Annotated in this window: 27 protein-coding genes and 1 tRNA gene; 6 read left to right on the forward strand and 22 right to left on the reverse strand. The window is 72.8% G+C overall.

The genetic code is table 11. The features are described 5' to 3' along the window. Window positions 1–3 precede the first annotated feature (3 nt). Window positions 4–318: a hypothetical protein gene (locus tag RM572_RS24575; RefSeq protein ID WP_311675592.1), complete on the reverse strand. Its 315-nt coding sequence runs from the start codon at window positions 316–318 to the stop codon at window positions 4–6. Between the two features lie 130 nt (window positions 319–448). Here RM572_RS24575 and RM572_RS24580 point away from each other — a divergent pair, with 130 nt between their 5' ends. After that, entirely contained in the window at window positions 449–676 is a 228-nt protein-coding gene (locus RM572_RS24580; protein ID WP_027764025.1) for a DUF4287 domain-containing protein, read from the forward strand. A gap of 112 nt (window positions 677–788) precedes the next feature. On the opposite strand, the gene RM572_RS24585 is transcribed toward RM572_RS24580, so the two are convergent. After that, window positions 789–1,658: a Bax inhibitor-1/YccA family protein gene (locus RM572_RS24585; RefSeq protein WP_311675593.1), complete on the reverse strand. Its 870-nt coding sequence runs from the start codon at window positions 1,656–1,658 to the stop codon at window positions 789–791. Window positions 1,659–1,898: 240 nt separating this feature from the next. Here RM572_RS24585 and RM572_RS24590 point away from each other — a divergent pair, with 240 nt between their 5' ends. Continuing rightward, on the forward strand, window positions 1,899–2,663 hold the full coding sequence (locus RM572_RS24590) for a GvpL/GvpF family gas vesicle protein (RefSeq protein WP_311675594.1): 765 nt from the start codon (window positions 1,899–1,901) through the stop codon (window positions 2,661–2,663). A 19-nt stretch (window positions 2,664–2,682) separates the two neighbouring features. On the opposite strand, the gene RM572_RS24595 is transcribed toward RM572_RS24590, so the two are convergent. The 5 genes from RM572_RS24595 to RM572_RS24615 all read right to left on the reverse strand — a co-directional run bounded on the left by RM572_RS24595 (window position 2,683) and on the right by RM572_RS24615 (window position 5,816). After that, complete coding sequence (locus tag RM572_RS24595; RefSeq protein WP_027764027.1) at window positions 2,683–3,153, reverse strand: hypothetical protein; 471 nt, start codon at window positions 3,151–3,153, stop codon at window positions 2,683–2,685. Window positions 3,154–3,236: 83 nt separating this feature from the next. Continuing rightward, window positions 3,237–3,734 (reverse strand): hypothetical protein, encoded by a 498-nt coding sequence (locus tag RM572_RS24600; protein ID WP_311675595.1) that lies wholly within the window; start codon window positions 3,732–3,734, stop codon window positions 3,237–3,239. 202 nt (window positions 3,735–3,936) lie between these two features. Continuing rightward, complete coding sequence (locus RM572_RS24605) at window positions 3,937–4,446, reverse strand: M23 family metallopeptidase (RefSeq protein ID WP_311675596.1); 510 nt, start codon at window positions 4,444–4,446, stop codon at window positions 3,937–3,939. A gap of 154 nt (window positions 4,447–4,600) precedes the next feature. Then, window positions 4,601–5,170, reverse strand: coding sequence for a hypothetical protein (locus RM572_RS24610; protein ID WP_311675597.1), 570 nt, complete (start codon window positions 5,168–5,170; stop codon window positions 4,601–4,603). 560 nt (window positions 5,171–5,730) lie between these two features. Further along, window positions 5,731–5,816: transfer RNA gene (locus tag RM572_RS24615), tRNA-Leu, on the reverse strand. Window positions 5,817–6,244: 428 nt separating this feature from the next. Here RM572_RS24615 and RM572_RS24620 point away from each other — a divergent pair. After that, entirely contained in the window at window positions 6,245–7,024 is a 780-nt protein-coding gene (locus RM572_RS24620; RefSeq protein WP_311675598.1) for an ABC transporter ATP-binding protein, read from the forward strand. Between the two features lie 124 nt (window positions 7,025–7,148). After that, window positions 7,149–9,686: an ABC transporter permease gene (locus tag RM572_RS24625; RefSeq protein WP_311675599.1), complete on the forward strand. Its 2,538-nt coding sequence runs from the start codon at window positions 7,149–7,151 to the stop codon at window positions 9,684–9,686. A gap of 100 nt (window positions 9,687–9,786) precedes the next feature. Here the strand turns inward: RM572_RS24625 and RM572_RS24630 are convergent, their stop codons facing one another. The 14 genes from RM572_RS24630 to RM572_RS24695 form a co-directional block, all read right to left on the reverse strand. Then, window positions 9,787–11,103, reverse strand: coding sequence for a cyclopropane-fatty-acyl-phospholipid synthase family protein (locus RM572_RS24630; RefSeq protein WP_311675600.1), 1,317 nt, complete (start codon window positions 11,101–11,103; stop codon window positions 9,787–9,789). Between the two features lie 171 nt (window positions 11,104–11,274). Further along, on the reverse strand, window positions 11,275–12,675 hold the full coding sequence (locus RM572_RS24635; RefSeq protein WP_311675601.1) for an NAD(P)/FAD-dependent oxidoreductase: 1,401 nt from the start codon (window positions 12,673–12,675) through the stop codon (window positions 11,275–11,277). Between the two features lie 526 nt (window positions 12,676–13,201). Then, window positions 13,202–13,975 carry an endonuclease/exonuclease/phosphatase family protein gene (locus tag RM572_RS24640; protein ID WP_311675602.1) on the reverse strand — a complete coding sequence of 258 codons (774 nt, stop codon included), beginning with the start codon at window positions 13,973–13,975 and terminating at the stop codon, window positions 13,202–13,204. 327 nt (window positions 13,976–14,302) lie between these two features. Next, on the reverse strand, window positions 14,303–15,244 hold the full coding sequence (locus RM572_RS24645; RefSeq protein ID WP_311675603.1) for a Ppx/GppA phosphatase family protein: 942 nt from the start codon (window positions 15,242–15,244) through the stop codon (window positions 14,303–14,305). Then, window positions 15,241–15,834: a DUF501 domain-containing protein gene (locus RM572_RS24650; RefSeq protein ID WP_311675622.1), complete on the reverse strand. Its 594-nt coding sequence runs from the start codon at window positions 15,832–15,834 to the stop codon at window positions 15,241–15,243. Before RM572_RS24650 ends, RM572_RS24645 begins: the two co-directional genes overlap by 4 nt. Window positions 15,835–15,972: 138 nt before the next feature. Then, complete coding sequence (locus RM572_RS24655) at window positions 15,973–16,509, reverse strand: FtsB family cell division protein (protein ID WP_311675604.1); 537 nt, start codon at window positions 16,507–16,509, stop codon at window positions 15,973–15,975. Between the two features lie 168 nt (window positions 16,510–16,677). Beyond that, the gene (eno, locus tag RM572_RS24660; RefSeq protein ID WP_311675605.1) at window positions 16,678–17,958 is read right to left on the reverse strand and encodes a phosphopyruvate hydratase; all 1,281 of its coding nucleotides are present in this window, start codon (window positions 17,956–17,958) and stop codon (window positions 16,678–16,680) included. Between the two features lie 224 nt (window positions 17,959–18,182). Further along, window positions 18,183–19,259 carry a transglycosylase family protein gene (locus tag RM572_RS24665; RefSeq protein WP_311675606.1) on the reverse strand — a complete coding sequence of 359 codons (1,077 nt, stop codon included), beginning with the start codon at window positions 19,257–19,259 and terminating at the stop codon, window positions 18,183–18,185. 83 nt (window positions 19,260–19,342) lie between these two features. After that, window positions 19,343–20,560: a cytochrome P450 family protein gene (locus tag RM572_RS24670; protein WP_311675623.1), complete on the reverse strand. Its 1,218-nt coding sequence runs from the start codon at window positions 20,558–20,560 to the stop codon at window positions 19,343–19,345. A 79-nt stretch (window positions 20,561–20,639) separates the two neighbouring features. After that, on the reverse strand, window positions 20,640–21,230 hold the full coding sequence (locus RM572_RS24675; protein ID WP_311675607.1) for a Uma2 family endonuclease: 591 nt from the start codon (window positions 21,228–21,230) through the stop codon (window positions 20,640–20,642). A 66-nt stretch (window positions 21,231–21,296) separates the two neighbouring features. Then, window positions 21,297–22,307 (reverse strand): nucleoside triphosphate pyrophosphohydrolase, encoded by a 1,011-nt coding sequence (locus RM572_RS24680; protein WP_311675608.1) that lies wholly within the window; start codon window positions 22,305–22,307, stop codon window positions 21,297–21,299. Window positions 22,308–22,360: 53 nt separating this feature from the next. Further along, window positions 22,361–23,014: a SurA N-terminal domain-containing protein gene (locus tag RM572_RS24685; protein WP_311675609.1), complete on the reverse strand. Its 654-nt coding sequence runs from the start codon at window positions 23,012–23,014 to the stop codon at window positions 22,361–22,363. Between the two features lie 151 nt (window positions 23,015–23,165). Next, a complete protein-coding gene (locus tag RM572_RS24690; protein ID WP_311675610.1) occupies window positions 23,166–23,816 on the reverse strand; it encodes an HNH endonuclease family protein in 651 nt (216 codons plus the stop codon). A 181-nt stretch (window positions 23,817–23,997) separates the two neighbouring features. Then, window positions 23,998–24,807 (reverse strand): isocitrate lyase/PEP mutase family protein, encoded by an 810-nt coding sequence (locus tag RM572_RS24695; RefSeq protein WP_311675611.1) that lies wholly within the window; start codon window positions 24,805–24,807, stop codon window positions 23,998–24,000. On the opposite strand from RM572_RS24695, the gene RM572_RS24700 reads away from it, so the two are divergent. Beyond that, window positions 24,798–24,995, forward strand: coding sequence for a hypothetical protein (locus RM572_RS24700; RefSeq protein WP_311675612.1), 198 nt, complete (start codon window positions 24,798–24,800; stop codon window positions 24,993–24,995). The two genes, RM572_RS24695 and RM572_RS24700, sit on opposite strands and share 10 nt — an antisense overlap. 9 nt (window positions 24,996–25,004) lie before the next feature. Next, window positions 25,005–25,634: a LysE family translocator gene (locus RM572_RS24705; protein ID WP_311675613.1), complete on the forward strand. Its 630-nt coding sequence runs from the start codon at window positions 25,005–25,007 to the stop codon at window positions 25,632–25,634. Between the two features lie 76 nt (window positions 25,635–25,710). On the opposite strand, the gene RM572_RS24710 is transcribed toward RM572_RS24705, so the two are convergent. Beyond that, window positions 25,711–26,601: a nitroreductase/quinone reductase family protein gene (locus tag RM572_RS24710; RefSeq protein ID WP_311675614.1), complete on the reverse strand. Its 891-nt coding sequence runs from the start codon at window positions 26,599–26,601 to the stop codon at window positions 25,711–25,713. Window positions 26,602–26,946 lie beyond the last annotated feature (345 nt).

A 26,946-nucleotide genomic window follows, 5' to 3' on the forward strand; every position in this document is an offset into this window, starting at 1 on the left:
CCGTCACAGCGTCGCTCTCACCTCGGCGACCAGCCGCAGCACCTCCGCGAGCTGCTCCGGCGTACCGGAGTCGGCCAGCGCCACCGCCAGGTCGTGGCCCGCGACGGACAGCTGGTCGCCCGCCGCGAACGGGCCCGCCTCCGGCAGCGGCCGCGGGTCCCGGCCCGGGAACTCCAGCAGCTGGGCGCGGCGCGCCAACTCCGCGGCCAGGCCGTGCGCCTCGGCCGCCGCGCCGCGCAGCAGCGCACTCTGCGGCATCGCCCGCAGCCGGTCCGCGAGAAGGTCCACCTCGTCGGTCAAGGGCGTCACATCCAGCACGCCGCCACCCTACGCGTCACCGGACGAGCAACCGTGCGCCCCCGATCCACGGAGCCGGACGGTTGCCAATACCCCCGCACTCAGGCACCGTGGCGGGAAGGACTCCAAGCGGCAGCATCCGGAGGCGCCGATGTCCCAGACCTTCTCCGCCGAGACCCATCAGAACCTGCTCTCCCGCATTCCGCAGTGCACCGGTCGCGAGATCTCCGAGTGGATCCGCACCGTCGACGAAGGGCCGTCCCTCTTCCGCTTCGAGGAAAAGGTGAGCTGGCTCCGCGGGGAGCACAACCTCACCTACGGCTACGCCAAGGCGATCGTCCACGAGTACGACCTGAGGCGCGCCGCGCGCCACCTGTGACCACGCCCTCCGGAAGGGCACCGAATCCCGGAACGGACAGACGGAAGGGCCCGCGAGGCGTTCGCCTCGCGGGCCCTTCCCACGTCTGGTCCGGCCGCCGTGGGCCGCCGGGTCAGTCGCTGTTGAGGATGGACAGGAGCCGCAGGAACTCCAGGTAGATCCAGACCAGGGTCAGGGTCAGACCGAACGCGGCCAGCCACGACTCCTCGCGCGGCGCGCCGTAGGCGATGCCGTCCTCGACCTGCTTGAAGTCCAGGGCGAGGAAGCAGGCGCCGAGCACGACGCCGAGCACGCCGAACAGGATGCCGAGACCACCGGAGCGGAACCCGAGGCCGTCGCCGCCCGCGAAGACGGCGAACAGCAGGTTGACGCCCATCAGCAGGATGAAGCCGATCGCGGCCGCCATCACGAACTTGTAGAAGCGCCGGGTCACGCGGATGATCCGCTGCTTGTACATGAACAGCACCGCGGCGAAGACCGCCATGGTGCCCAGCACCGCCTGCATCGCCACGCCGTTGCCGACATAACTGTTGAGGTAGTTGCTGATCGCGCCCAGGAACACGCCCTCGAAGGCCGCGTAGCCCAGGATCAGCGCGGGCGAGGCCTTGCGCTTGAAGATCTGCACGAACGCCAGGACCATCGCGATCAGCGCCGCGGCGATGGCGACACCGAGGCTGACGTTCAGGATCCACGCGGCGGCGGCCGTGACGATGACCGTGCCCAGGGTGATGCCGGTACGGGCGACGACGTCGTCGATCGTCATCCGGCCGGTCTGCGCCGGCGCGGCCGGCGGGGCGCCCTGCGGGTGGGGCTGTCCCGGCGCAGCGGTCTGCTGCGCGTAGGGGTTGGTCGCGTACGGGTTGTTCGCCGCCGGACCGGCCGCGTACGGGTTCCCGGCCTGCTGCTGGCCGGCGAAACCGGTGGCGGCACCGCCGTCTCGGCTGAGTCCCCGTCGCGAGAAGACCGGGTTGCTGCTCCTCATCTCACTCCTCCATGACCGCACGGCGCGGCCTTGCCTCCAGAGTAATGCCTGGGCAAAAACAGCACGCTAGTGCAGCGGTGAGAACGAGCGGAAGGGCCGTGATTGTTCCGAGACCGCGAGTGACCTTTCCGTTGACCCGCATGGTCCAGCAGAAGGCGCGGGCCAAGCCCCCGCGTTCCCACAATGGTGCCCATGGCAGCAGTGCAGCGTGTACGCCGACGCACGCGGGAGGGCTGAACCGTGGACGGCACGGGCCTCTACCTGTACGGCGTGGTGCGTCCCGGCCGCCGCCTGCCGGCCGCGCTGTGCGGTGTGGGCTCGCCGCCCGGGGAGTTGCGGCTGGTCACCGCACGGTCGACCGCCGCCGTGGTCAGCGACGCGCCCGCCGGGCTCCGCGCCCGGCGCCGTGACCTGCCGGCCCACAGGGACCTGCTGCTGGCGCTCGCGTCCGGCGGGCGACCGGTGCTGCCGATGGGCTTCGGCAGCGTCGCCCCGGACGAGCAGACGGTCCGCGAACGACTCGCCGCCGCCGAGCCGTGGCACCTGGAGTCGCTGGAGCGCGTGGCCGGCCGGCTCGAGCTGAACGTCAAGGCGGCCGTCTCCGATGACGGGCTGGAAGCGCTGATGCGCGAGGACCCGCAGGTGCGGAGGCTACGGGACGAGCTGCACCGGGACCCCGGCTACGAGGCGAGCATCCGGCTGGGCGAGACGGTGGCGGCCGGCCTGGACCGCCGGGCGCGGCACGCGGCACGCGAGGTGATGGACGACCTCGCGGCGCTGGCCGTGGCGTCGGCCGAGGGGCCGGCGGCGCCCGACTCCGTGCGCAGCACCTCGTTCCTGGTCGACGCCAAGCGGCAGGACGCGTTCCGTGCCGCCGCCGAACGCCTGGCGGCCCGGCACCGGGACGCCTTGGTGCTCCGGGTCAGCGGCCCGCTGCCCTGCTACAGCTTCGTCACGCGGGAGACGGCCGCACCCGCCTCCCGTACCGGCTCCCGTACCGGCTGAACCGGGAGGGGCCCGGCGCTCAGACGTGGATCGCGAGCTTGAACTGCGCGTGGAGCAGGCGCCGGGGCCGGTCGTCGTTGTGCGCCACCTTCAGGCCCAGCGGGGTGTCGGGATGCACGAAGATCGCATGGGTCTTGGTGAAGCACTGCATCCCGGGCGACGGCCGCCGGTGATCGGTGCCGGTCGAGTCCTCCCCGCCCGCCAGGCCGAGCGGGTCGCGCACGAAGCGGTCCCGCAGCTCGGTGTAGTCGCCGGCCTCCCAGTGGATGTTCGCGACCAGGTCGCCCCAGCCGTCGGCCGCGGGCCAGATCAGCCCGGACCGCTCGTCCGGGTACGTGGACCCGTCGCCGTCGGGCTGCCGGGTCTGGTGCATCCCGTGCCGGTCGTACGACTCCCGGCTTCCGTAGGGAAAGCGCACCAGCCGGTACCCGCCCGGCTCGATCATCTGACCGTTCCCGTGCACGTACAACGAGCAGACCAGCACCGCCATGCCGCCTCCCGGCTTCGGACCGACGCCCCCTCCACAGCTTTCCCCTTCACCGGGCCGCGGACTCGCCCCGGACGCACGGTGCTTCAGCTCGACGCGCCGACGAGGGAGAGGGCCCCGAGCATGAGGAGGACGACCAGGAAGGGCGCCAGGGCGGCGAGGGCCAGGCGCAGGTCGGCGGACCGGCGGCGGGGCGGGAGGAGCCAGGAGGCGACGAGCAGGGCGGCGGGCAGCAGCAGTCCCCACTGGTAGACGGCGTGGGCGAGTTCGAGGGAGTCGTGGAAGCGGGCGGCCTCCGCGTCGCCGCACGAGGCGCAGCCCATCGAGGCGATCGCCAGGACGATGAAGCAGATGTAGGCCAGCGGGAACGTCACCACGGTGGCGAGGACGCGGCCGAGGAGCGCGTCCCCGCGCGACTGCGGGCTTCGGGCCGCCTTCGCGGCTCCGCCGGCCTCGCCGGGCGGAACGGGCGCGTCGGACGAGCCGGCGTCGGAGGACGTGGTGGGCTCGACGGACGAGGAGTCGTCGGGGGACGAGGCGTCGTCGGCTGCGGTGGCGGGCGCTGCGTCACGGGTCGTCGTCATGTCCCCAGTCCACCGCGGCGTTCCCGTCCGCACATGAGTACGCGTGCTCAGTGTGCCGCTGTGTGTACCCAGGCTTCCGGCGGGGCCGGTCCTCACCGCCCGGCCGGGCGCGGCGACGTGCCGAAGCCGCTGCGGTGTGCCGCAACGCGGGGCGGCGCCGTGCGTGCGTGGCGCCGCCCCGCGGACGGGATGCGTCAGACCCCTAGCAGGGGAAGCCGACGCCCCGGGCGGCCATGTAGTCGTGCGGGTTGTCGCCGAACCCGAAGCCGCCGTCGATGTGCACCTCGAAGTGGAGATGCGGCCCGGTGGACTGGCCCTCGCTGCCCATGGAGGCGATCCGCTGGCCGGAGGTGACCGTGTCGCCGACGGCGACGAAGCGCTCGTACATGTGGCCGTACTCCGTCACCGAGCCGTCCGCGTGGCGAATGCGGATCCACTGGCCGTAGCCGCTGGCCGTGCCGGAGTGCGTCACGGTGCCGGCGTCCGCCGCGTAGAGGGGCGTACCGCGGCTGTTGGCGATGTCGAGGCCGTCATGACCGCTGTGGTAGTCCTGGCTGATGACGCCGGCGGCGGGGCAGGCGCCGGTGAAGGCCGGGCCGTGGGGCTGCGCGACCGCCGGTGTCTCGGTGAGCACGGTCAGCAGTGCGCCACCGGCCAGCGCCACGGCTGCCGTACTGCGGGCGGTTCGGATTCCGCGGGGAAACAGGGGCATGTGCTCTCCTCCGGCATGATCGTGGGGGGAGTGCCGTCCCGTGCGCGCGGCGCCGGGACGGCGGAAGATCGTGCACACGACGAGGCGCGGCGCGGGGAGCCGGGGTCCTCCCCCGTGAGGAGAGGACCCCGGCGCCCGCGTCGGCGCTCGCCGGTCAGGTGGCCGCAGCCTCGGCGATCAGCTGATGGGCGATGCCCTCGGCCTGGTCGTAGCGCTCGGGATACGCGGAGCGCTGGACGCTCTGGGCGAGCTGACCGGCGGTGTAGCCCGGGTTGTTCGCGTCGTTGGGTATGGCCTGGTCCAGGAACGCGTTGGTGGCGTGGACCGGGTCCATGCACTGCTCGGGGGTTCCCCAGCCCTGGCTCGGGCGCTGCTGGAAGACACCCAGCGAGTCACGGTCGCCGCAGTTGAGGTTGTGCATGTGCGACTCGACCCAGCCCGCCTCGAAGGCGGCGAGCATGACCTTCGGGGTCACGGCCCGCTGGGTGGCGATGTCATGGACGACGTTGATGATCGCCGGGTCGTGGGTGGGGGGAACGGTGCAGGCCGCGTCGAGGATCTCGGCGTTCGCCCGTGTGTCACCGGCGCGCGGCGCCGGGGGGATGTCCGAGCCCGCGGCCGAGGCGGTGGCTGAGAAGCCGGTGAGGACCAGGACGCCGGCGGCGAGGCCGACGGCACTGCGGGAGAGGAGACGGCCTCTGCCGCTCTTCGCGAAGCGTGTCATGAGGTTGTGGCCTTCCATGTGGGGGGTCGGGAACGCGCGTAGAACGAGCGGTCCCGTGGAAAAGGCGTGCACACCTGCTGCTCACGGCCGGGGTACCTGTGGGGGGGAACGCAGACCGTGGGCAAGCAATTTCGAAAAGGGAACGTACAAGCCGGTCAATGGGCCGTCAACAGGTGCGCGTAAACCGGCCTCGACGCACGCGAAGGACGCGAACAAGCCTGCTGGGACGCACTTTTGCCCGGGGCGAGCACCACCGCACGACAGCGGATCGCCGTGGACGGCGACCGTTTCAGTGGTGGCACCACTGGCGCTTTGTGCGCGCAAACGTCGCTCTCCGGATTGCGCACAGGAAAGGGACGCCACGCAGTGACACGACGTTGCTTTCACGCGCGTGCACGTCCTGCATTCCGACGGCCGCGTCGCGGCGGCCGGCACCCGTCACGCCGGGACGCACCGGACGGTGGGACGGAACGACGGAACGACGGAACGACGGAACGATGCAAACAGGGCCTCGTCGAGGGCGCGGGGGGCGCGAGGGGCGTGGGGGCGGGGAAGGGGGGTGGTGCCCGGAGCCGGACTTGAACCGGCACGACCCTGAGGGCCAACGAGGTTTAAGCTCGTCGTGTCTGCATTCCACCATCCGGGCACTGGCTCCACGCCCGCACCCCGCACGGAGCTGGCACAACGCCGGAGCGTGAGCGACGGCCCACGCGGGGTACGGAGAGAGACTATCCAGGACCGCGCCCGAACTGGGGATCGAGTCCTCGAAGTTGTCTTATTTTAAGGCTACCTGACGGCGCGTCAGAGCAGGTCGCAGGGCCTTCACCGCTCTGCCTCGCGGCAGCGGAAGAGAACCGGAATTGACGCAAACCGTCCGGTCTGCACAACCGCCCGGAAGGCGCCCGCACCGGACCGCGTCTCAGGGGCGCCGTCCTCCCCAGGTAGGAGCAGACCTGCCGGAAGTACCTCCCAAGGCTCCCCCGGAAACCGGTTCCCGGGCGGATCCCGGCGTGACGGACGGCCGGGACGATGGACACGTCATCCGGTAGTACACCCCGACAGGAGCGCAGCCTCGTGACCACCACCTTCACCGGCGCCCCCGCCGCCGCCACCGCGCACACCGGCGTCGCCGCCGCCCGTGCCACGGACCTGTCCAAGGTCTACGGACAGGGCGAGACCAAGGTGGTGGCCCTGGACAGCGTCTCCGTCGAGTTCCGGCAGGCGCAGTTCACCGCGATCATGGGCCCCTCCGGCTCCGGCAAGTCGACCCTGATGCACTGCATGGCCGGGCTCGACTCCGTCACCAGCGGCAGCGCCCGCATCGGCGACACCGAACTCACCACGCTCAAGGACAAGAAGCTCACCCGGCTGCGCCGGGACCGCGTCGGCTTCATCTTCCAGGCGTTCAACCTGCTCCCGACGCTGAACGCGATGGAGAACATCACCCTTCCGATGGACATCGCCGGCACCCGGCCCGACCGGCAGTGGCTGGACCGCGTGGTGGACACCGTCGGCCTCGCCGACCGGCTCAAGCACCGGCCCAACCAGCTCTCCGGCGGCCAGCAGCAGCGCGTCGCCGTCGCCCGCGCGCTGGCCTCCAAGCCGGAGATCATCTTCGGCGACGAACCGACCGGCAACCTGGACTCCCGCTCCGGCGCGGAGGTCCTCGGCTTCCTGCGCAACTCCGTGCGCGAGCTGGGCCGGACCGTCGTCATGGTCACGCACGACCCGGTCGCCGCGGCGTACGCCGACCGCGTCGTCTTCCTCGCCGACGGCCGCATCGTCGACGACATCACCGGACCCACCGCCGACTCGGTGCTGGACCGCATGAAGTCCCTCGACCCCCGCGCGTGAGCCAGGGGGTGCCTGACACCCCCTCAGGCCGTTCACCGGGCCCGTCCGGCCTGTGGCCGGCCCACCCGAGACCCCACAGCTTCCGTCCCGCGCCGCCGCGGGACGCTCACCCAGGACCTCACACATGTTCCGAACAGCCCTGCGCAACGTGCTCGCGCACAAGGGCCGGCTGCTGATGACCGTGCTCGCCGTCATGCTCGGCGTGGCCTTCGTCTCCGGCACCCTGGTCTTCACGTCCACCGTCTCCGAGGCGTTCCAGAAGAGTTCCGAGAAGGGCTACAGCCACGTCGACGTGGCCGTCGAGCCCGGCGACGGCAAAGACGCGAAGGACGCGGCGCCCGGCCCGCCCCCGAACCTCACCCAGCAGACCCTGGACAAGGCGGAGAAGCTGCCCGGTGCCGCATCGGCGACCGGCGTCGTCTCCGGCTTCACCGCGGTCGCCGACAAGAACGGCGACCTGGTCGGGGACGGCTGGGGCACCCGCGGCGCGAACCACTACGCCGGCCCGGACGGCACGGACCCGCGCTACCCGATGCGTGACGGCCGGGCCCCGCAGAAGCGCGGCGAGATCGCGCTCGACGCCCGCACCGCCGAACGCACCGGCTACCGGGTCGGCGACACCGCCCGGATGTCCGTGAGCGGCCCGGTGCGCGAGGAGACGGTCGTCGGCGTCTTCACCACCGACGACGGCAACGTCGCCGCAGGCGGCACCCTGGTGCTCTTCGACAACGCCACCGCGCAGCAGCTGTTCGCGAAGCCCGGCGAGTACACCGAGATCCAGCTGAAGGCCGCCGCCGGCACCTCGCAGCAGGAGCTCAAGAAGCAGGCCGCCGGCATCCTGCCCGAGCGGGCCGAGGCCGTCACCGGGCAGAAGCTCGCCGACGAGCAGTCGAAGATGATCGAAGAGCAGATGTCGGGCATGCAGACGACCATGCTCGCCTTCGCCGGCATCTCCCTCTTCGTCGGTGTCTTCATCATCGCCAACACCTTCACCATGCTCGTCGCCCAGCGCACCCGCGAACTGGCGCTGCTGCGCGCGGTCGGCGCCAGCCGCCGCCAGGTGACCCGTTCGGTGCTGGTCGAGGCCGTCAGCGTGGGACTGGTGGCGGCCGTCGCCGGGCTCGGCGCGGGCGTCGGCATCGCGGTCGGCCTGCGGGCCCTCGTCGGCCGGCTCGGCGCGATGCCCGACGGTCCGCTGATCGTCACCCCGACGACCGGCGCCGCCGCCCTGGTGGTCGGCGTCCTCGTCACCGTGCTCGCCGCCTGGCTGCCCGCGCGGCGTGCGGCGAAGATCCCGCCGGTCGCCGCCATGGGCAGCGTGCACGCCCCGGCCACCACGCGTTCGCTGGTGCTGCGCAACACCCTCGGCGCGCTGCTCGCCGGTGGGGGCGCCGCGCTGGTGCTGTACGCGACGGGCATGGACGACGGCAAGGCCCCGATGGGCGCGGGTGCGGCCCTGCTGCTGGTCGGCGTCTTCGTGCTGACGCCCCTGCTGTCCCGGCCGCTGATCGCCGCCGCCGCGCCGGTGCTGCGGCTGTTCAAGGTGAGCGGCAGGCTCGCCCGGCAGAACGCGGTGCGCAACCCGCGCCGGACCGCCGCCACCGCGTCCGCGCTGATGATCGGCCTGACGCTGATCACCGGGCTGACCGTCGTTGCCGGCGGCGTGCAGCAGGCCATCGGGAAGATGGCCGCCGACTCGCTCAAGGCCGACTACCAGGTCTCCATGGCGAACTTCTCGCCGCTCTCCCCCGACGTGGAGAAGAAGCTCTCCGCGCTGGACGAGGTCGAGGCCAGCTCGCCGCTGCGCAACTCCGCCTCCCGTATCGACGGCGAGACCGAGTACCTGACCGGCGTCGACGGCGCGTCCATCGACCAGCTGCTGACGCTCGACTTCACGCAGGGCTCCTGGGCCGGCGTCGCCGACGGGGACAAGGTCGTCGTCGACACCACCACCGCGCGGCAGCACGACTGGAAGATCGGCTCCGACTTCCGTGTCACCTACGCCGACGGCGAGCGGGGCACGCTCACCGTCAGCGGCCTGTACGAGAGCAACCAGCTCGTCCGCGGCATCATGCTGGACACCGGCACCCTCACCCCGCACATGGCCAAGGTGACGGACATGCAGGTGATGGTGAAGACCCAGGACGGCGCGAGCGCCCAGGTGAAGGACGCACTGGAGAAGGCCCTCGGGAACAACCCGGCCGTCCTCGTCCAGGACCAGCAGGACATCTCCGAGGACATCGCGAAGATGATCAGTCTGCTGCTGAACATCCTCTACGGCCTGCTGGCCATGGCCGTCGTCGTGGCCGTGCTGGGCGTCGTGAACACCCTGGCGATGTCGGTCTTCGAACGCGGGCAGGAGATCGGCATGCTGCGCGCGATCGGCCTCGACCGGCGCGGCGTGAAGCGGATGGTGCGGCTGGAGTCGCTGGTGATCTCGCTGTTCGGCGGGGTCCTGGGCATCGGCCTCGGCGTCTTCCTCGGCTGGGCCGTCGGCGAGCTGATCGCCGCGGCGGGCCTGACGACGTACGCGCTGGTGCTTCCCTGGGACCGGCTGGCCGTGTTCCTGGGGCTGGCGGCGCTGGTCGGGGTCCTGGCAGCGCTGTGGCCCGCGCGGCGCGCCGCGCGGCTCAACATGCTGGCGGCCATCAAGACCGAATGACCCCCTCCCCTCCCCGACCGCGGGGCGGCACCCTCCCGGGGGTGCCGCCCCGCGCTGCGCGGTGCGGTACTCCGCGCGCCTTCCCCGCGCCGGGAAGGCGTCAGCCGCCCCAGAGGCGGGGGCGGAGGGGGAGGCGGGACTCCCCGTCGGGCGTGGTCCGGACGGCCAGCACCTGGTTGACGCCGATGCGGTTGTGCTCGAAGGCCAGCGCCGACGCCGCCATGTAGAGGCGCCACACGCGCGCCCTCCCCGGCGACACGAGCCGCACGGCGTCAGCCCAGCCCCGCTCCAGGTTCCGCACCCACGCGCGCAGCGTCAGCGCGTAGTGCTCCCGCAGCACGTCGACGTCCCGCACCTCCAGGCCCGCCTCCTCCAGCAGCGCCACCGTGCGGCCGAGCGGCGCGAGCTCCCCGTCGGGGAAGACGTACGCGTCGATGAAGTCGTCCACGGCGTACGCCGCCTCGTCCGCGACCGGGCGCCGCGCGATCTGGTGGTTGAGCAGCCGCCCGCCGGGCCGCAGCAGCCGGTGCAGCACCTCGGCGTACTCGCGGTAGCGCTCCGCGCCGACGTGCTCGGCCATGCCGACCGAGGCGATGGCGTCGTACGGACCGTCGGGGATCTCGCGGTAGTCCTGCACGCGGATCTCGACGCGGTCGGTCAGGCCCTCCTCGGCGATCCGCTTCCGCGCGTGACCGGCCTGCTCGCGGGAGAGGGTGACGCCGACGACGTCCACGCCGTACGCGCGGGCGGCGTGCAGGGCCAGCGAGCCCCAGCCGCAGCCGACGTCGAGGAGCCGCATCCCGGGGCGCAGACCGAGCTTGCGGCAGATCAGGTCGAGCTTGGCCCGCTGGGCGCCTTCGAGGGTCCCGCCGGGCTCCCAGTAGGCGCACGAGTAGACCATCGACGGGCCGAGCACCAGCGCGTAGAAGTCGTTGCCGACGTCGTAGTGGTGGCTGACGGCGACGCGGTCGCGGCGGCGGGTGTGCCGCAGGCCGCCGCGGCCGCGGGCCTCCTCCGGCGGGGGCGGCGGCGGGGGCCACGGCCCGGCCAGCGCGACCAGTTCGCGGGCGGCGGCCCGTACGGCGGGGTCACGCGCGAGGGCGAGCAGGCCCCGGCGGGAGGCGCCCTCGTCGCTGTCGCCGGAGTCGCCGCTCTCCCAGAGGAAGCCGGCGATCAGGTCGAGCAGCGCGTACAGATCGCCGTCGACGTCGATCTCGCCGGCCACCCAGGCGCGGGCCAGGCCGAGTTCACCGGGCCGCCACAGCAACCGGCGCAGCGCGCGGCGGTGACGGATCACCAGGGCGGGCGCCCCGGGCGGACCGGCCTCGCTGCCGTCCCAGGCACGCAGACGCACCGGGAGCGGAGTTCCCAGGACTCTTCCGGCGAGTGCGTGCAGCCGCGGTGCGGCACCGGCCATGGCACACCTCCGAGGGGGAAGCGACGACTCGAGAGCGACGACTCCTCCCATAACACACCGGAGTCGTCCGGTATGCCCACCGTTTCCGGGAATCACCGGCACGCGGTACGCCAAAGGGGCGTGAGCCCCACGGATGGCTCACGCCCCTTCGGCGTACGGGTGGCGACGAGGTCAGCCGGCGTTGGCCTTCTCCTTGGTGGCCTCGGCCTTGACGGCGGACTCGGTCCTCGCGGCGGACGCGGCGGCGGTGACCGGCGCGGCGGCCTCGTAGAACTCCTCGCGCGGCTTCTCCATCGCGCCCAGCGAGACGACCTCGCGCTTGAGGAACATGCCGAGCGTCCAGTCGGCGAAGACCCGGATCTTGCGGTTCCAGGTCGGCACGGCCAGGCCGTGGTAGCCGCGGTGCATGTACCAGGCGAGGCGGCCGCGCAGCCTGATGCGCAGCTTGCCCAGGACGACCATGGCGACGCCCTTGTGCAGGCCGAGGCCGGCGACGGCGCCCTTGTTGGCGTGCTTGTAGTCGCTCTGCGGGAAGCCGCGCATCCCGGAGATGACGTTGTCGCCGAGCACCTTGGCCTGCCGCAGCGCGTGCTGGGCGTTCGGCGGGCACCACGCGCCCTCGCCGGCGGCGAGGTCGGGGATCTGGGCGTTGTCGCCGGCGGCCCAGATGTAGTCGGTGCCCTGCACCTGGAGGGAGGGGCGGGTGTCGACGTGGCCGCGCGGACCGAGCGGCAGACCGAAGCGCTTCAGGGCCGGGTTCGGCTTGACGCCCGCGGTCCACACGATGGTGTTGGAGTCGACCTCGAGGCCGTTGGAGAGCACCACGTGGCCGTCGATGCAGGACTCCATGGAGGTCTTGAGGTAGACCTCGACACCGCGGTCCTGGAGGTGCTCCTTGCCCCACTCGCCGAGCTTGGGCCCGACCTCGGGGAGGATCTTGTCGGCGACGTCGACGAGCACGAAGCGCATGTCCTCGCGCTTGACGTTCGGGTAGTAGCCGGCGGCGTCGCGGGCCATGTCCTCGACCTCGCCGATGGTCTCCGCGCCGGCGAAGCCGCCGCCGACGAAGACGAAGGTGAGTGCACGGCGGCGGACGTCCTCGTCCTGGGTGGAGTCGGCCTTGTCGAGCTGCTCCAGCACGTGGTTGCGCAGGCCGATGGCCTCCTCGACGCCCTTCATGCCGATGCCGTTCTCGGCCAGGCCGGGGATCGGGAAGGTGCGGGAGACGGCGCCGAGGGCGACGACCAGGTAGTCGAAGGGGAGCTCGTACGCCTCGCCGACCAGCGGGGAGACGGTGGCGACCTTGCGGTCCTGGTCGATGGTGGTGACGCGACCGGTCAGCACCTCCGCCTTGGGCAGTACCCGCCGCAGCGGGACCACGACGTGGCGCGGGGAGATGGACCCGGCGGCCGCTTCGGGGAGGAAGGGCTGGTAGGTCATGTACGACCGGGGGTCGACGACGGTGACGGTGGCCTCGCCGTACCGCATCTTCTTGAGGATGCGGCGAGCCGCGTACAAGCCGACGTACCCGCCACCTACTACGAGGATTCGAGGACGCTCCGTGGTGCTCATGCCATCGAGTATCCAGCACCCGCGAGGGGGGTGCTCGTGAGGGCCTTCACAAGCATCCCGGGGACTTCTGTTACTATGCGCGGCCCACGCTCGCCGGGCGCGCGCACGAGGGGTGTACCACCGGGCCTCACGCCCCTTCCGTCACCGCCGTGAGCTGCGACGACGGGGGATGTCACGAGTGGACCGGTGACGTCACCGGCGTTCTCCGCGGCCGCCCGGCACGGGCGCCGGGCAGGTCCCCGGAGCACCCTGTGGCGTCGTGCGGGCGCTTATCCGGCCTTCACATCGCCGTTGCGCGGGCGATCGGGGACTTTTCCTTGTGAAGAAGTTCACGAAGTTCGTCGCGCCCGGTCTCCACACGGCCCGCGAAGACCCTCCGCAGGCCGCTCACCAGGGCGCGGTCACGCTCCGACGGGCTCTGCGCTCCGGGCTCCGGGCTCCGGGCTCCGGGCGACGAACGGCCCACGCGGGCGCTCCCCCGCGTGGGCCGCTGTCGGATCACGTCACGAACAGCCCCCGGAAACGGTCAGAAGGTCGCGGAGAAGCGGTACGCGTGGTGGTCGGAACCGGACTTCGGGAGACGCTTCACCTTGGAGTTGCGCACCGAACCGGTGGCGTACGCCTGGTCGATCGGCACGCCCTTCACGCCCTCGACGCGGATGTAGTCGACGTTGGCCGGCAGCTTCAGCGCCTTGTGCCGGTTGAAGTCACCGACCAGGAAGATCGGCAGCTTCGGGTGCCTCTCGTGCAGGTTCCTGACCGACGTGCGGAGCTTCTCCGCGTGCTGCAGCCAGCGTGCCTGGCGGTTCGGGTGCTTGTGCCAGGCGCCGGAGATGAAGTGCGTGTTCATCGCGATCAGCCGCTTGCCCGTCTTCCGGTGCTTCAGGACGGCCCAGACGACGTAGCGGTTCGGCGTCACCTTGGCCTCGCCCTTGTGCGTCAGCTTGGCGTAGCCCTTGACGAACTCGAACGTGTCCTTGCGCCAGGAGATCGGCACCGCCCGCGCCGCCTTCTTGTCCGGCAGGAAGTGACGGTACGCGCCGAGCTTGTTCTTGAGCCGCTCCCGGTCCTGGGGGTCGTTCACCTCCTGCCAGCCGATGACGTCGGCGAACGGCTTGTACTCGGCGTTGCCGCGCAGCACGTTGTGCGTACCGACCGTGAGGGTGACGGCGGCCTTCGTCCCGGACGACGCGCCGGCCTCCTGGGACGGCGCGGCGTGGGCGGAGACGGCGGAGAGCGCGACCAGGGAGGCCATCGGGATCGCCACCGAGGCGATCAGCGTCTTCCTGCGCTGTTTCACTCGTAACTCCTCGCTGCTGAAAGGTCTGTGCGGGCGGCACTCCGCTCATGACCCGAGCCACGGGCAACGCGTCGGCCGACGCATCGCTGCCTCCCGGTGAGCGGCACATGACCGGGACGTGCGTGGTCACCCCTGCCCGCTGACCGACCACAAGTACCGGCCGGAGATACAACTGGCCTACAAACCCGGGCAGTCCGCGTTCACGACGAGCCGTGTCCGACGCCGGAGGCCGACGGCCCGGACCGTTCCGGGAAAGCGGAACAGCGCCCCCGGCGGATGACCGCCGAAGGCGCTGTTCCGTCCAGCACCGCCGCTCAGGGCCGTCGCTCAGGGCCGTCGATCGGGTGCGGCGCAACTGTGCGCGATGCCGTCGAGGATGTCGTGCTCGCTGACGACGACCTCCTCGGCACCGGTCCGCTCCATGACCGTGCGCAGCACCAGCGCCCCGGCCGCGATCACGTCCACCCGCCCCGGATGCATCACCGGGACGGCGGCCCGCTCGTCGTGCGTCGCGGCCAGCAACCAGGCCGTGACGTCATCGACCTGACCACGAGTCACCCGTGCGTGATGGATCGCGGCGGAGTCGTACGCGTCGAGTTCGAGCACCATGCCCGCGACGGTGGTGACCGTCCCCGCCAGCCCGACGAGCGTGCGCGCCTCGTCCAGCGGCACGGCCTCCGCGGCCTGGTCGAGCGCGGCGTCGACGTCCGCACGGACGGCGGCGACCTGCTCGGCGGTGGCCGGGCCGCGCAGCCCGTGCCGTTCGGTGAGCCGGACGCAGCCGACGTCGACGGAGCGGGAGGCGCGCACCCGGTCGTCGCCGAGCACGAACTCGGTGGAGCCCCCACCGATGTCCACCACGAGGTACGGGCGCGGGTGCGCGGAGCCGGCCAGTTCGCGGGTGGCGCCGGTGAAGGAGAACTCCGCCTCCTGCTCGCCGCTGATCACCTCGGGCTCCACGCCGAGGAGGTCCACCACGCCGCGCACGAAGTCGTCCCGGTTCTCCGCGTCCCGGGAGGCGGACGTGGCCACGAACCGCACCCGCTCGGCGCCCAGCGCGCGGACCCGGTCGGCGTAGTCGCGGCAGGCGGCGAAGGTGCGTTCCAGCGCCTCCGGCGCCAGCCGCCCCGTGCGGTCCACGCCCTGACCGAGCCGCACGATCTCCATGCGGCGGTCCAGTTCCTTCAGTCCGCCGGTCTCCGGGTGCAGGTCGGCGACCAGCAGCCGGATCGAGTTGGTGCCGCAGTCCACGGCCGCCACGCGCGTCATCGGGCGTCCTTCTCTCCGTCGTCCTTCTCTCCGTCGTGCGTCTCGCCGTCCGTCCCGCCGTCCGCCGGTTCTCCGTCGCACGGCCCGACGCACGGGCCCTTGCGCCACCACTCCGGCAGCATCGCGAGGGCCTCGTCGCCCAGCGGGTTCACCCCCGGTCCGGCGGCGAGGGAGTGCGCGACGAGCACGTGCAGGCATTTCACCCGGTCCGGCATTCCGCCCGCGCTGGGGAAGCCCTCCAGCACCTCGACGGCGTCCCGCCGGGCCAGGTAGTCCTCGTGCGCGGCCCGGTAGGCGGCGGCCAGCTCCTCGTCCTCCTTCAGACGGGCCGTCATCTCCTTCATCACGCCGTCGGCCTCCAGCGTGCCGATCGCCGAGGCGGCACGGGGGCAGGTCAGGTAGTACGTGGTCGGGAACGGCGTGCCGTCCTCCAGCCGCGGCGCGGTCTCGACGACGTCGGGCAGGCCGCACGGGCAGCGGTGCGCGATGGCGCGCAGGCCGCGCGGAGGGCGGCCGAGCTGTTCCCGGAACGCGGCGACGTCCGCGTCGGTGGGGGGCGTGGAATCGGTCTGGGGCGGAGGGGTGTCCATCGCGGGGGTGTTCTCTTCGCTGCCGGTGTCGGGTGTGCGGGCGTTCCGTGCCGTCACGCGGCGCGGCGGTCCGGCCGGCCGCGCGCGAGGGCGGGGTACGCGGGAGAGCTTACGGGCCGGTCGGGGGCGGCGGGGCGCCTACCGGGAGCCGGCCGCGTTCGGGCCGGCGGCGTCCCGTCGGGCGTCGTCACGACCGGCTGTGTCCGCTGTATCGGCTGTATCGGCTGCGTCGAGGCCCTCCCACAGGTTGCGGTACCAGGGCCGGTCGGAGGCGTCGCCCTGCGGGCGCCGTTCGTCCTCGGCGCCGCGCTCCATCAGGTAGCCGGTCTCACCGGGGCGCAGCATGTGCAGCCGCTCGCGGGCGCGCTGCTCGACGAACGCCGGGTCCTGCCAGCGTGCCTTGAGCCGCCGCAGGTCCTCCACCCGCTCCTGGCGCCGTTCGGCCTCCTGGCGCAGCTCGTCGATCTCGGACTGCTGGGCGATGTACTGCCGCAGCGGATAGGCGAGGGCCACGACCAGCGAGCACAGGACGAGGGCGAGCAGGGCCGCGCGGCCGGTGAGGCGGCTGCGGCGCGGGGCGCGTACCCGGCGGCTCTGGGCCCGGTAGACGCGCTCCGCGGCCTGGGAGCCGAGTGCCCGGAGTCTCGCGGTGGTCGAGAAGCGGTCCGCAGGCACGTTCCTCCCCGGCGTCGGACGTCACGGTCTCCTCGGCGCGCGTGCCGCACACGCGCCCGTCCCCGCCACCGTACGGGAACGGTGGCGGGGACGGGCGCGGAGCGCGTCGCGGGTGGTGCCGGTTTCGCCCGGTCGGCGCGTTGCGGCGGCGCGGACCGGGCTCCGGTCTCAGCCCTTGAAGCGCGGGAACGCCGAACGGCCCGCGTACACGGCGGCGTCGTCGAGGATCTCCTCGATGCGCAGCAGCTGGTTGTACTTGGCGACGCGGTCGGAACGGGCGGGGGCGCCGGCCTTGATCTGGCCGCAGTTCACCGCTACGGCCAGGTCCGCGATGGTGACGTCCTCGGTCTCGCCGGAGCGGTGGGACATCATGCACTTGAAGCCGTTGCGCTGGGCAAGTTCGACGGCGTCCAGGGTCTCGGTGAGCGAGCCGATCTGGTTCACCTTCACCAGCAGGGCGTTCGCGGCCTTCTCCTCGATGCCGCGGGAGAGGCGCTCGGGGTTGGTGACGAACAGGTCGTCGCCCACGAGCTGCACCTTGTCGCCGAGCTTGGCGGTCAGCGTCGTCCAGCCGGCCCAGTCGTCCTCGTACAGCGGGTCCTCGATGGAGACCATCGGGTACGCGTCGACGATCTCCTCGTAGTACGCGGCCATCTGGTCGGCGGTGCGGTTCTCGCCCTCGAAGACGTAGGAGCCGTCCTTGTAGAACTCGGAGGCGGCGACGTCCAGGGCGAGGGCGATGTCCTGGCCGGGGGTGTAGCCGGCCTTCTGGATCGCCTCGACGATGAGGTCGAGCGCCTCGCGGTTGGAGCCGAGGTTCGGCGCGAAGCCGCCCTCGTCGCCCAGGCCGGTGTTCAGGCCGCGCTCCTTCAGCACGGACTTCAGCGCGTGGTACACCTCGGCGCCCCAGCGGACGGCCTCGGAGAACGACTCGGCGCCGACCGGCGCGATCATGAACTCCTGGATGTCCACGTTGGAGTCGGCGTGCGAGCCGCCGTTGAGGATGTTCATCATCGGCACCGGGAGCTGGTGCGCGTTCGGGCCGCCGAGGTAGCGGAACAGCGGCAGGTCGGAGGCCTCGGAGGCGGCGTGCGCGACGGCGAGGGAGACGCCCAGGATGGCGTTGGCGCCCAGCGAGGACTTGTCCGCGGTGGCGTCCAGGTCGAACATCGCCTGGTCGATCAGGCGCTGCTCGGTGGCGTCGTAGCCGACCAGCTCCGGGCCGATCTGCTCGATGACGGCGAGGACGGCCTTCTCGACGCCCTTGCCGCCGTAGCGGCCGGTGTCGCCGTCGCGCAGCTCCAGGGCCTCGAAGGCTCCGGTGGAGGCGCCGGACGGGACCGCAGCACGGCCGGTGCTGCCGTCGTCGAGGCCGACCTCGACCTCGACCGTGGGGTTGCCTCGCGAGTCGAGGATCTCGCGGGCCACTACGACGTCGATGGACGGCACGTGGGTCTCCTTCGTGTGTGTCTGGTTCCTGCCCCCGCAGCCTAACCGCACGGGCCTTCGGGTCGTTTGTTCCGGTGGTAAAGAAAACACTCCGTTACGGAACCGAGCCATAACGGAGTGTTCAGGAAGCGGTCACCGAGCGGAGGGAACCGGCCGGCGAGCGGCGTGTCCGCACAGCGGCGGAGCACCACTCACCTTGACGGCCGGTACGGGTTCGCCGCCGGTCAGCGCAGCTCGCCGCCGGTCAGCAGGTCGAGGCGCTGGCCGGGAAGGATCAGGTCGGGGTCGTCGCCGACCGTCTTCCGGTTGCCGTCGTAGAGCGCCGTCCAGCCACCCGCCAGGTCGTGCTCGGCGGCGATGGCCGACAACGAGTCACCCGGACGCACCAGGTAGCCGTCCTCGGCATCGCCGGGCTTGCCGTGCTTGCCGCGCGAGGAGCGGTCGTCGTCGGTACGCCCGTCGCCCGGGTCGCCGCGGTGACGGCCGCCGCCCTCCCCTTCCCCGCGCCCCTCGGACTCGGAGGGGTCCAGGCCGGAACCGGTGCCACTGGTGCCGTCGGAGGACTCCTCGGGCGCGGGTTCGGTCTCGCCGGCCGGGGGGTCGCCCGAGGGGTCGTCGCCGTTCGCGTCGTCACCCGTCGAACCGCCGCCCGTGGAGCCACCCGTGGCGTCGTCGGGGGCGCCGCCGTCCTCGGACGAGCCGCCCGAACCGTCGGTGCCACCCGAGCCCTCGGGTTCCTCCCCGCCGTCGGAGTCCTCCCCGCCCTCGGGGTCCTCCCCGCCGTCGGAGTCGTCGGAGTCACCCGGGGCGTCCGGGAGTTCGGGCGCGTCCGGGATCTCCGGGTCGGGGACGTCGGGGAGTTCGGCGTCCGGCAGGTCCGGCAGCTCGGGCACCTCCGGCACCTCGACGTCCGGGAATCCCGAACCCTCCGGCAGCAGCCCGGCGCCGCCGGAACAGCTGGGCCACGCGCGGGGGCCCTGGTCGGCGAGGATCTTCTCGGCGACCTCGATCTGCTGGCCGCGGCTGGCGAGGTCGGGGCGCGCGGCGAGCACCTTCCCGCCGTACTCCTCCCACATCTCCATGGTCAGCTGGAGCCCGCCGTAGTACCCGTTGCCGGAGTTGGCACTCCACAGGCCGCCGCTCTCGCACTCGGCGACGCGGTCCCACGTGGCGCCGTCGGCCGCCTGGGCGCCACCCGCCGCGAACAGCGGCAGGGCGAGGCCGGCGCCGGTCACGCCCGCCGTGACGAACAGCGCGGGAGCCTGACGGGGTCGCCGGTGACGGCCGTTCCCGGAGCGCATGCGAACCCTCTCGTCGTTCCGTGCGAATCGATCGCCGAACGTAGCCGCACGGCCGGGTCCGTCACAAGCCAATGTCACAAGGATCACGTGAAGGTCACGGGCAAAGTGCGCAATCCGCGCATGATGAGGCCGCCACGCCACCGCAAGTCGTCCGGATCGGACGCCAGTTGCAGATCCGGCAGACGTCCGAAAAGTGCGGACAACGCGATCTGCCCCTCGAGCCGGGCGAGTGGCGCGCCGAGACAGTAGTGGATGCCGTGCCCGTACCCCAGGTGCTGGTTGTCGGAACGTGCCAGGTCGAGGACGTCCGGATCACCGAACCGTTCCGGGTCGCGGTCCGCGGCGGCGAGCACCACCAACACCGGCTCGCCGGCGGCGATGCGGCGCCCGCCCAGCTCCAGCGGCTCTGCGGCGAACCGCCAGGTGGCCATCTCCACCGGCCCGTCGTAGCGCAGCAGTTCCTCCACCGCGCCCGCGAGCCATGCCACGTCGCCGCGGCCCAGCGCGGCCTCCAGCGCGGCCCGCTGTTCCGGGTGACGCAGCAGCGCCAACGTGCCGTTGCCGATGAGGTTGACGGTCGTCTCGAAGCCGGCGAAGAGGAGGATGAAGGCCATCGCTGCGGCCTCGTTCTCGGTGAGGTGCTCGCCGTGGTCGGAGGCCCTGATGAGATCGGAGATGAGGTCGTCTCCCAGATCCTCGCGCTTGCGGTGGATGAGTTCGGCCAGGTAGCCGCGCATCTTCTTCACCGCCCGCCCCACGCCGCCCCGGGGGGCGTTGCCGTGCCGGAGCATCATGGCCGCCCAGTCGCGGAAGTCGTTCTGGTCCTCAGCGGGCACGCCGAGGAGGTCGCAGATCGCGTAGATGGGCAACGGGAACGCGAACTCGTGGATCAGATCAGCCTCCCCGCGGTCGGCGAAGGTGTCGATCAGCCGGTCCGCGAGCTCGCGCACCCGCGGCTCGAACGCGGCGACCCGGCGCGGCGTGAACGCCTTGGACACCAGCCGCCGCAGCCGCGTGTGGTCCGGCGGGTCGATGTTCAGCAGGTGCGTCATCAGGTTGGCGCTGCGTTCGCCGGGAATGCCGACCTTGCCCTTGCCGTGCGCGGCGCGCTCGGCGTGCGTCTCCGGGTTCTTGCTCAGCCGCGGGTCCGCGAGTGCCTGCCGGGCGTCCGCGTAACGCGTCACCAGCCACGCCTCGACCCCGGACGGCAGCGTCGCCCGGTGCACGGGCGCGTGCGCCCGCAGCCACGCGTATGCGGGGTACGGGTCGGCGGCGAACCGCCAGTCGAACAACGGCGGCATGTCGGGCGGCGGAGCAGGTCTGTCGTCGTCGTGCACGCCCCGACCGTATCCGCCGCAGCCGACGACGGCGGGCGGCCGGTCAGTCCTGCGGGAAGTCCTCCGTCGCCAGGCACAGGGCGAACCCCAGCGGGGCCAGGTCCAGGCCGTCGCCGAACTTCGCCGTCAGCTCGCTCTCGTACCGCTCACCGTCGGGGTGACCGAACGCGTGACACTTCCCCGAGTACGGGTCGGCCACGACGTAGACGGGGATTCCCGCCGAGGCATACGTGCGGAGCTTGGTTCCGTAGTCGTTCTCCCGTGTCTCACGGGACACGACCCCCAGGACGAACTGCACGTCCCGGTGACGCAGGCGACCCTTCTCGTCCACCTCGGCGTCGTCCGCGAGCTTGAGCAGATCGGGGGCGAAGCCGTTGCGAAAGCCCGGCAGCGGAAGGAGTACGTCGGACTTGGTGCGCGCCCGCCGCCCGAAGACTTCCTTGATCTGCAGCAGCACCAGCTCGATGATGTCCCAGTGCGTGTTCCTCTGCGGCGACACGACGACGGCCCCTTCGACGATTTCGGCCTTGAAGCCCTCGGGGATCGTCATCCGTTCCAGGAGCGCGAGCTCCTCGTCCAGCGCGGATGCCTCGGCGTCGCCCATATCGATCCTGTCGGCCGGTTCGACGGTCATGGTGCGCTCCCTCCCCGCCACGCGTCCGCGCAGCCGCGCGGTTCAACGATACGGGCACGGCGCCGGTCACGCCCCGCTTCCGGCCTCCGCGGTGCGGAGGGTGTCGCGGTAGGTGCGGGCGGCGGCGCGGAGCGCGGTCTCCGGGTCGGTGCCCTCGGCCTCCGCGCGGGCGGCCAGCGCGAGGAGTTCGTACCCGACGCCCGGGGCGTCGGCGGGCGGCGCGGGGAGACCGGCCGAGCGGGCCCGGCTCGACAGCTTCGCGGCCAGCGCCAGCGCGGGCTGCCCCAGCGGGACGCCGTCGGTGACGGACTCCCGCCGCTTCTCGACGGCCTTGGTCCGCATCCAGTGCGCCTTGACGTCCTCGGGCGTCTGCGCGCTCTCGTCACCGAAGACGTGCGGGTGCCGGTGGATCAGCTTCGTCACGATGCCGGCGGCGACGTCGTCGACCGAGAACGGCTCGTCCGGGTCGTCCTGCGCGATGCGCGCGTGGAAGACGACCTGGAGCAGCACGTCGCCCAGCTCCTCGCGCAGTTCGTCCCGGTCCCCCGCCTCGATCGCCTCGACGAGTTCGTACGCCTCCTCGATGCCGTACTTGGCCAGGTCCTCGTGGGTGCGCACGCTGCTCCACGGGCAGTCGCGGCGGATGCGGTCCATCACCTGCACCAGGTCCAGCAGCCGCGCACCCGGCAGGTCGTAGGCGCCGGGAAGCAGTTCCAGCGCGGGCATCTCCTCCCGGCCGGAGCCGGCCAGCCGGGCCAGGCCGTCGGTCAGCCGCGGCTCGCCCTCGGCCGTGGCGAGCACCACGACCGTACGGCCGCCGTCGCGGCACACGTCGACCAGCTCGCGCGCCGTGGGCTCCGCGACGTCGACCGCGACGCCCGCCTCGCGCACGTACGGAAGCTGCGGGTGGCCGGAGTCGGCGCACACCACGCGGTCCGCGCCGCGCAGCGCCTGCCAGGCGGGCCAGGACAGCAGGCCGGGCGCGACGCGGTGGCTGGTGGTCAGCAGGACGATGCGGCCGGACGCGGGTGCGGACTCGGGCTCGGGAACCGGGCCGGGAGCGGGTGAAGGGGACACGTCTGCAACCTAACCCAGCTCCCCCGCACGCCGGGGCCCGGCCGGTGGCGGCCTCAGGCCCGCTGCTGCTCCAGCGCCTTCTCGCCGGTGACATCGTTGAGCCACGGCATCTTCTCGGTGGTCAGCGCGCTGCTCTTCGCGTCCCAGGTGCCGTACCGGGGGTTCACGACGATGTCCATCTCGCCGGACAGCTCGGAGAAGCGCTTGTTGAGCTCCTGGTTGCCCTGCGGGGAGGCGGGGTCGATGTCCCAGGCCTTGGCGACCTTCTGCACGGCGACGTTCAGCCAGACCCAGTCGTCGGCGGCGGACGGAGCGATGCCCTGCTGCTCCAGCAGAGCCTGCCGGAAGCCCTTCGCGCCGCCGGTCTGCTGCTCGTACACGTCGCGCTGCCGCTGCAGCTCGCTGCGGGAGACGCCGACCCCGGCGTCCTTGAGGGCCTGCTCGACGACGCGGTGGCGGATCATGCCGTCCAGGGTCGAGCGGGTGAGCTGCCCGGTGCGGCGGATCATCTGCTCGCCCTGCGGCATCTTCCGCTGCGCCGCGCGGGCCTCGCCGACCCGGGACTGGAGCTGGGCGAGGGAGATGCGGTCGCCGTCCACGACGGCCGCGGCCCCGGGATGCGTCTCGCCGCAGCCCGTCAGCAGCGGCGCCGCCAGCAGCAGTGCGGCGGCGGTGGAGACGGTGACGGCGGACCTACGGCGGTGCATGGAAGCCTCCCGGGCGGCGGCGAAAGCGGTTGTGCGCTGTTTCACAACCTGGCGATGATCGATGGTAGGGAGTCCGCGCGGCTGTGACCACCGCTTCGACACACCCGCCGCGTATCGGTCCCGCCACCGAAGCGGGTGCGTGTCCGTGGGGTCACGCTCCGCAGCTGCCGAGCATCGAGGTCAGCGCGGTCTTCTCGGCCTCGGTGACCGACAGCGCGTAGTGGTGTTTCACCGCCACCCAGTGGCCCGCGTAGGTGCACCAGTAGGAACGGCGCTCGGGCTTCCACTCGTCCGGAGGCTCGTCGCCCTTGGACTGGTTGACGTTGTCGGTCACCGCCCACAGCTGCGGGCGTTCCAGGTCGTTGGCGAAGGTTTCGCGCCGCTCGTCGTCCCAGGCGCGGGCGCCGCTGCGCCACGCCTCGGCCAGCGGCACCATGTGGTCGACGTCCACGTCGGAGGCGTCCGTCCACACCCCGGCGTCGTAGGGGCTGTGCCAGGTGCCGGAGACGGCGGAGCAGTCGGCGTCGGTGCGTACGTCTTTCCCGTCCCGCTTCAGCACGACCTCGCGGGTGTCGCACGCGCCCTCCTGGTCCGACCAGTGGGCGAACCGGTCGCGGGAGTAGCCGTCCATGGTGCCGGGCTGCCGCACGTCCAGCTCCGCGAGGAGGCGCCGGGCCTCGCCGTCGCCGGGGGCCGCGGTGGACGCCGGCGGCTTCGGCGCGGCGTCCTCGAGATCCTCCACGCCCTCACGGACCGTTCCGCACGCCGTGCACACCGCCGCGAGCGACACGGCCAGCGACACCGCCGACAACGTTCTCGTCCACCGCCGCGCTCGCGACGCCCGCCCGATCACTGCCACGCTGCCTCCCCGGCTCCCCGGCTCCCCTGCTCCCCGCCGCTGCCACTGCCGCCTGTGCGGGCGGCTTCATCCTGACAGCCCGGACCCTCCCGGCGGGAGGGCGCCCGCCGGATCCGACGCGACGTCAGCCGCCGGTGGGCCCCTCGCCGTCGTCGCCGCCGAGTAGCGCGGCGGCCTCCTCGGCCAGCGCGCCGAGCATCCGGCGGTGGGGGAACGGGCCGTACGAGACGCGGGCCGCGCCGAGCTCCGCGAGCCGCTCGGGAGACGGAGCGCCGGGGGTGCCGAGGAGGCTCAGGCGACCGGGACCGAAGCGCTCGGCGAGCGCGGCGACGGCTTCCTCGTCCGTGCAGCCGGGGACGAAGACGCAGTCCGCCCCCGCCTCGAGGTAGGCGAGGCCGCGGGCGGTCGCGTCCGCGAGCAGGTCGGCGGCCGGGCGCCCGTCGCCGCGCAGGTAGCAGTCGGTGCGGGCGTTGAGCACCAGCGGCACGCCCTCCGCTGCGCCCGCGCGCACGGCGGTGGCGACGCGTTCCGCCGACTCGGCCGTGGGACGCATCCCGTCCTCCAGGTTGGCCCCGGCCACACCGGCCCGCACGGCGCGGCGGATCGTGCGGTCCACGTCGCCGTAGCCGGCCTCCAGGTCCGCGGTCACCGGCAGATCGACCGCCGCCGCGATCCGTTCCACGGCGTCCAGCATGAGGTCGGCGGGGATGTGCTCGCCGTCGGGACAGCCATGGCAGGCGGCGATCGCGGCGCTGGCGGTGGCGACGGCGCGGCAGCCGGGGACCTCCGCGACGGCCCGGGCGGAGGCCACGTCCCAGGCGTTGACCAGCACCAGGATCGCCGGGTCGTGGTGCAGGCGGCGCAGTTCGGCGGCCCGTTCGGCTGCGCGAGCGGTGCTGTCGGTGCGCGCGGAGGTGCGCGGCGATGCGGTCATTCTCGGCCTCCAGGGGCTGGGCGAGCGCACGGCTCGGGGGGCGGCTGCGCCACCCGGCCGACGCGTGCGGGCCTGCGGGTGCCGCGCCGACGAGCATGCCGTGCGCCGGGGGCCCGGGCCAGCGGTTTCCCGTCACCTACGTCCGGGCCCGCCTCCGCGCCCCCACCGTCGAACTCCTCTTCGACTAGCCTGGGGGGATGACCTGGCAGACCTACGGCTCGTTCGTGGTCTTCGCCCTGGCGCTGATCGTCATACCGGGGCCGGACTTCGCGGTCGTCACCAAGAACACCCTGAGCGCCGGGCGTGTCCGCGGCGCGTGGGCGAGCGCCGGGGTGGCCTCCTCCAACGCGGTCCAGGGCATGGCCGCCGCCGTCGGACTGGGCGCCCTGATCGTGGCCTCCCAGCCGGTGTTCACCGCCGTCAAGTGGGCCGGCGTCGCCTACCTCGCCTACCTGGGCGTGCAGGCGCTGCGCTCCGCCTGGCGCGGCGACTCCGCCCCGGTCCCGGCGGACGGCGGCGACGGCGAAGGCGGCGCGCTGCGCGGCTGGCGGCAGGGCTTCCTCTCCAACATCACCAATCCCAAGGTGCTGGTCTTCTACCTCGCGGTGCTGCCCCAGTTCCTCCCCGGCAACGCTCCGCTGTGGCAGTCCTCCGGTCTCGCCCTGACCCACGCGGCGCTGTCGCTCGGGTACCTGCTCCTCCTGGTCACCGGCCTGCACCGGGCCCGCCGGGTGCTGAGCCGCCGCACCGTGCGCCGCGCCCTCGACGCGGTCACCGGCACCGTCCTCCTCGCCTTCAGCGCCCGCCTCGCCCGCGACCACGCCTGACAGCCGCAGGAGCATCCTCGGCCGGACCGCGCCGGGCCGCCCGCCCCCTCGGCAGGGAGGGGCGGGCGGCGGGGCGTCAGCCGCGCGGCGGCGCGAAGGCGTCGAGCACGGGGAGGAGTTCCTGCTCCTCGTGGGCGAGATGGGCCTCCAGCTCACGGGTGAGCCGGTCCACTTCGGCGAGCACCCGGGCCGGGTCCGGGCGGGCGGAGCCGGCTCGGCCGTCGGACCCGGCTCCGGCGGACACGAGCCCTTGCAGCTCGGCGAGCAGCGCCGCGATCTCCTCGTGCTCGCGCCGCAGCAGTTCCAGGGTCGGCGCCAGCTCGGGCCGTTGCGCGGCGAGGCCCGCGAACATGCCGGCGTCCTCGGTGACGTGGTGGTGGTGCAGGCCCTGGCAGACGATGAGGCAGTTGACCCGCAGCTGTGCGCCGAGGCCGCCGGGGCCGGCCTCGGCCACCTCCCTGCGCACGCGGGCGAGTTCGTACCGGAAGGCGTCGTGCACGGCCTTCAGCGCGGCGCCCGGCGAGCGGTTGCCGAAGTCCGGCGGGCCGGGCACCGCCTCCAGCGCGACGACGGGCAGGACGCGGTCCGTACGGGCCTGGTAGCCGGCCCACCCCTGGTCCGCCTCGCAGGCGCGGGCGAACAGCACGTCCCGCTCCTCGCCCTCCAGCACGACGGCGTCGGCCTCGTACGTGAACAGGCCGTCCTCGACCGTGACCCGGGGGTGGGCGCACAGGTTGTGGAACCAGGCGGGGTGGCGGGGGGCTCCGGCGGCGGAGGCGATGACCAGCAGCCGTTCGCCGTCGGGCAGGAAGGCCACCGGGGTGGTGTGCCGGGTGCCCGTGCGGGCCCCGGTGGTGGTCAGCAGGATCAGCCGGGCCCCCTCGAACGGGCCGCCGACCCGCCCTTCGTTGGCGCGGAACTCCTCGATGACCTGCTGGTTGACGTCGACGGGCGGTCTTTCGGGCACTCTCTTCTCCGGTTTCGTGACAGGTTTCTCCGAACGCGTGCGGGCGCGCGGCGGCGCCCCGGTGCTCTGGGGACGGGCGGCGGCTCGAGGGCACGCCGGGGCCCGTGGAGAAGAGACGGCGGAGCCCGGGGACGGGCGGCACGGTCGCGGGCGCCCCGGCGGGGGGCGGCACGGAAGCGGGTGCACGGCGGACGGACGCCCGTGGGGCGGGCCCGCCCGGCGGTCACGCCTGGGCCGGGAACCTCACTCGTGCATGGCCCTTGGCCGACCCGGCAGTCACGACGCGGAGTCTAGTGCTGTGACCGGCGCCGGGCCGGCGGTGCGAGCCCGGAGGCACCGCAGGCA

Source organism: Streptomyces hazeniae (assembly GCF_031845485.1).
Lineage (GTDB): Bacteria > Actinomycetota > Actinomycetes > Streptomycetales > Streptomycetaceae > Streptomyces > Streptomyces hazeniae.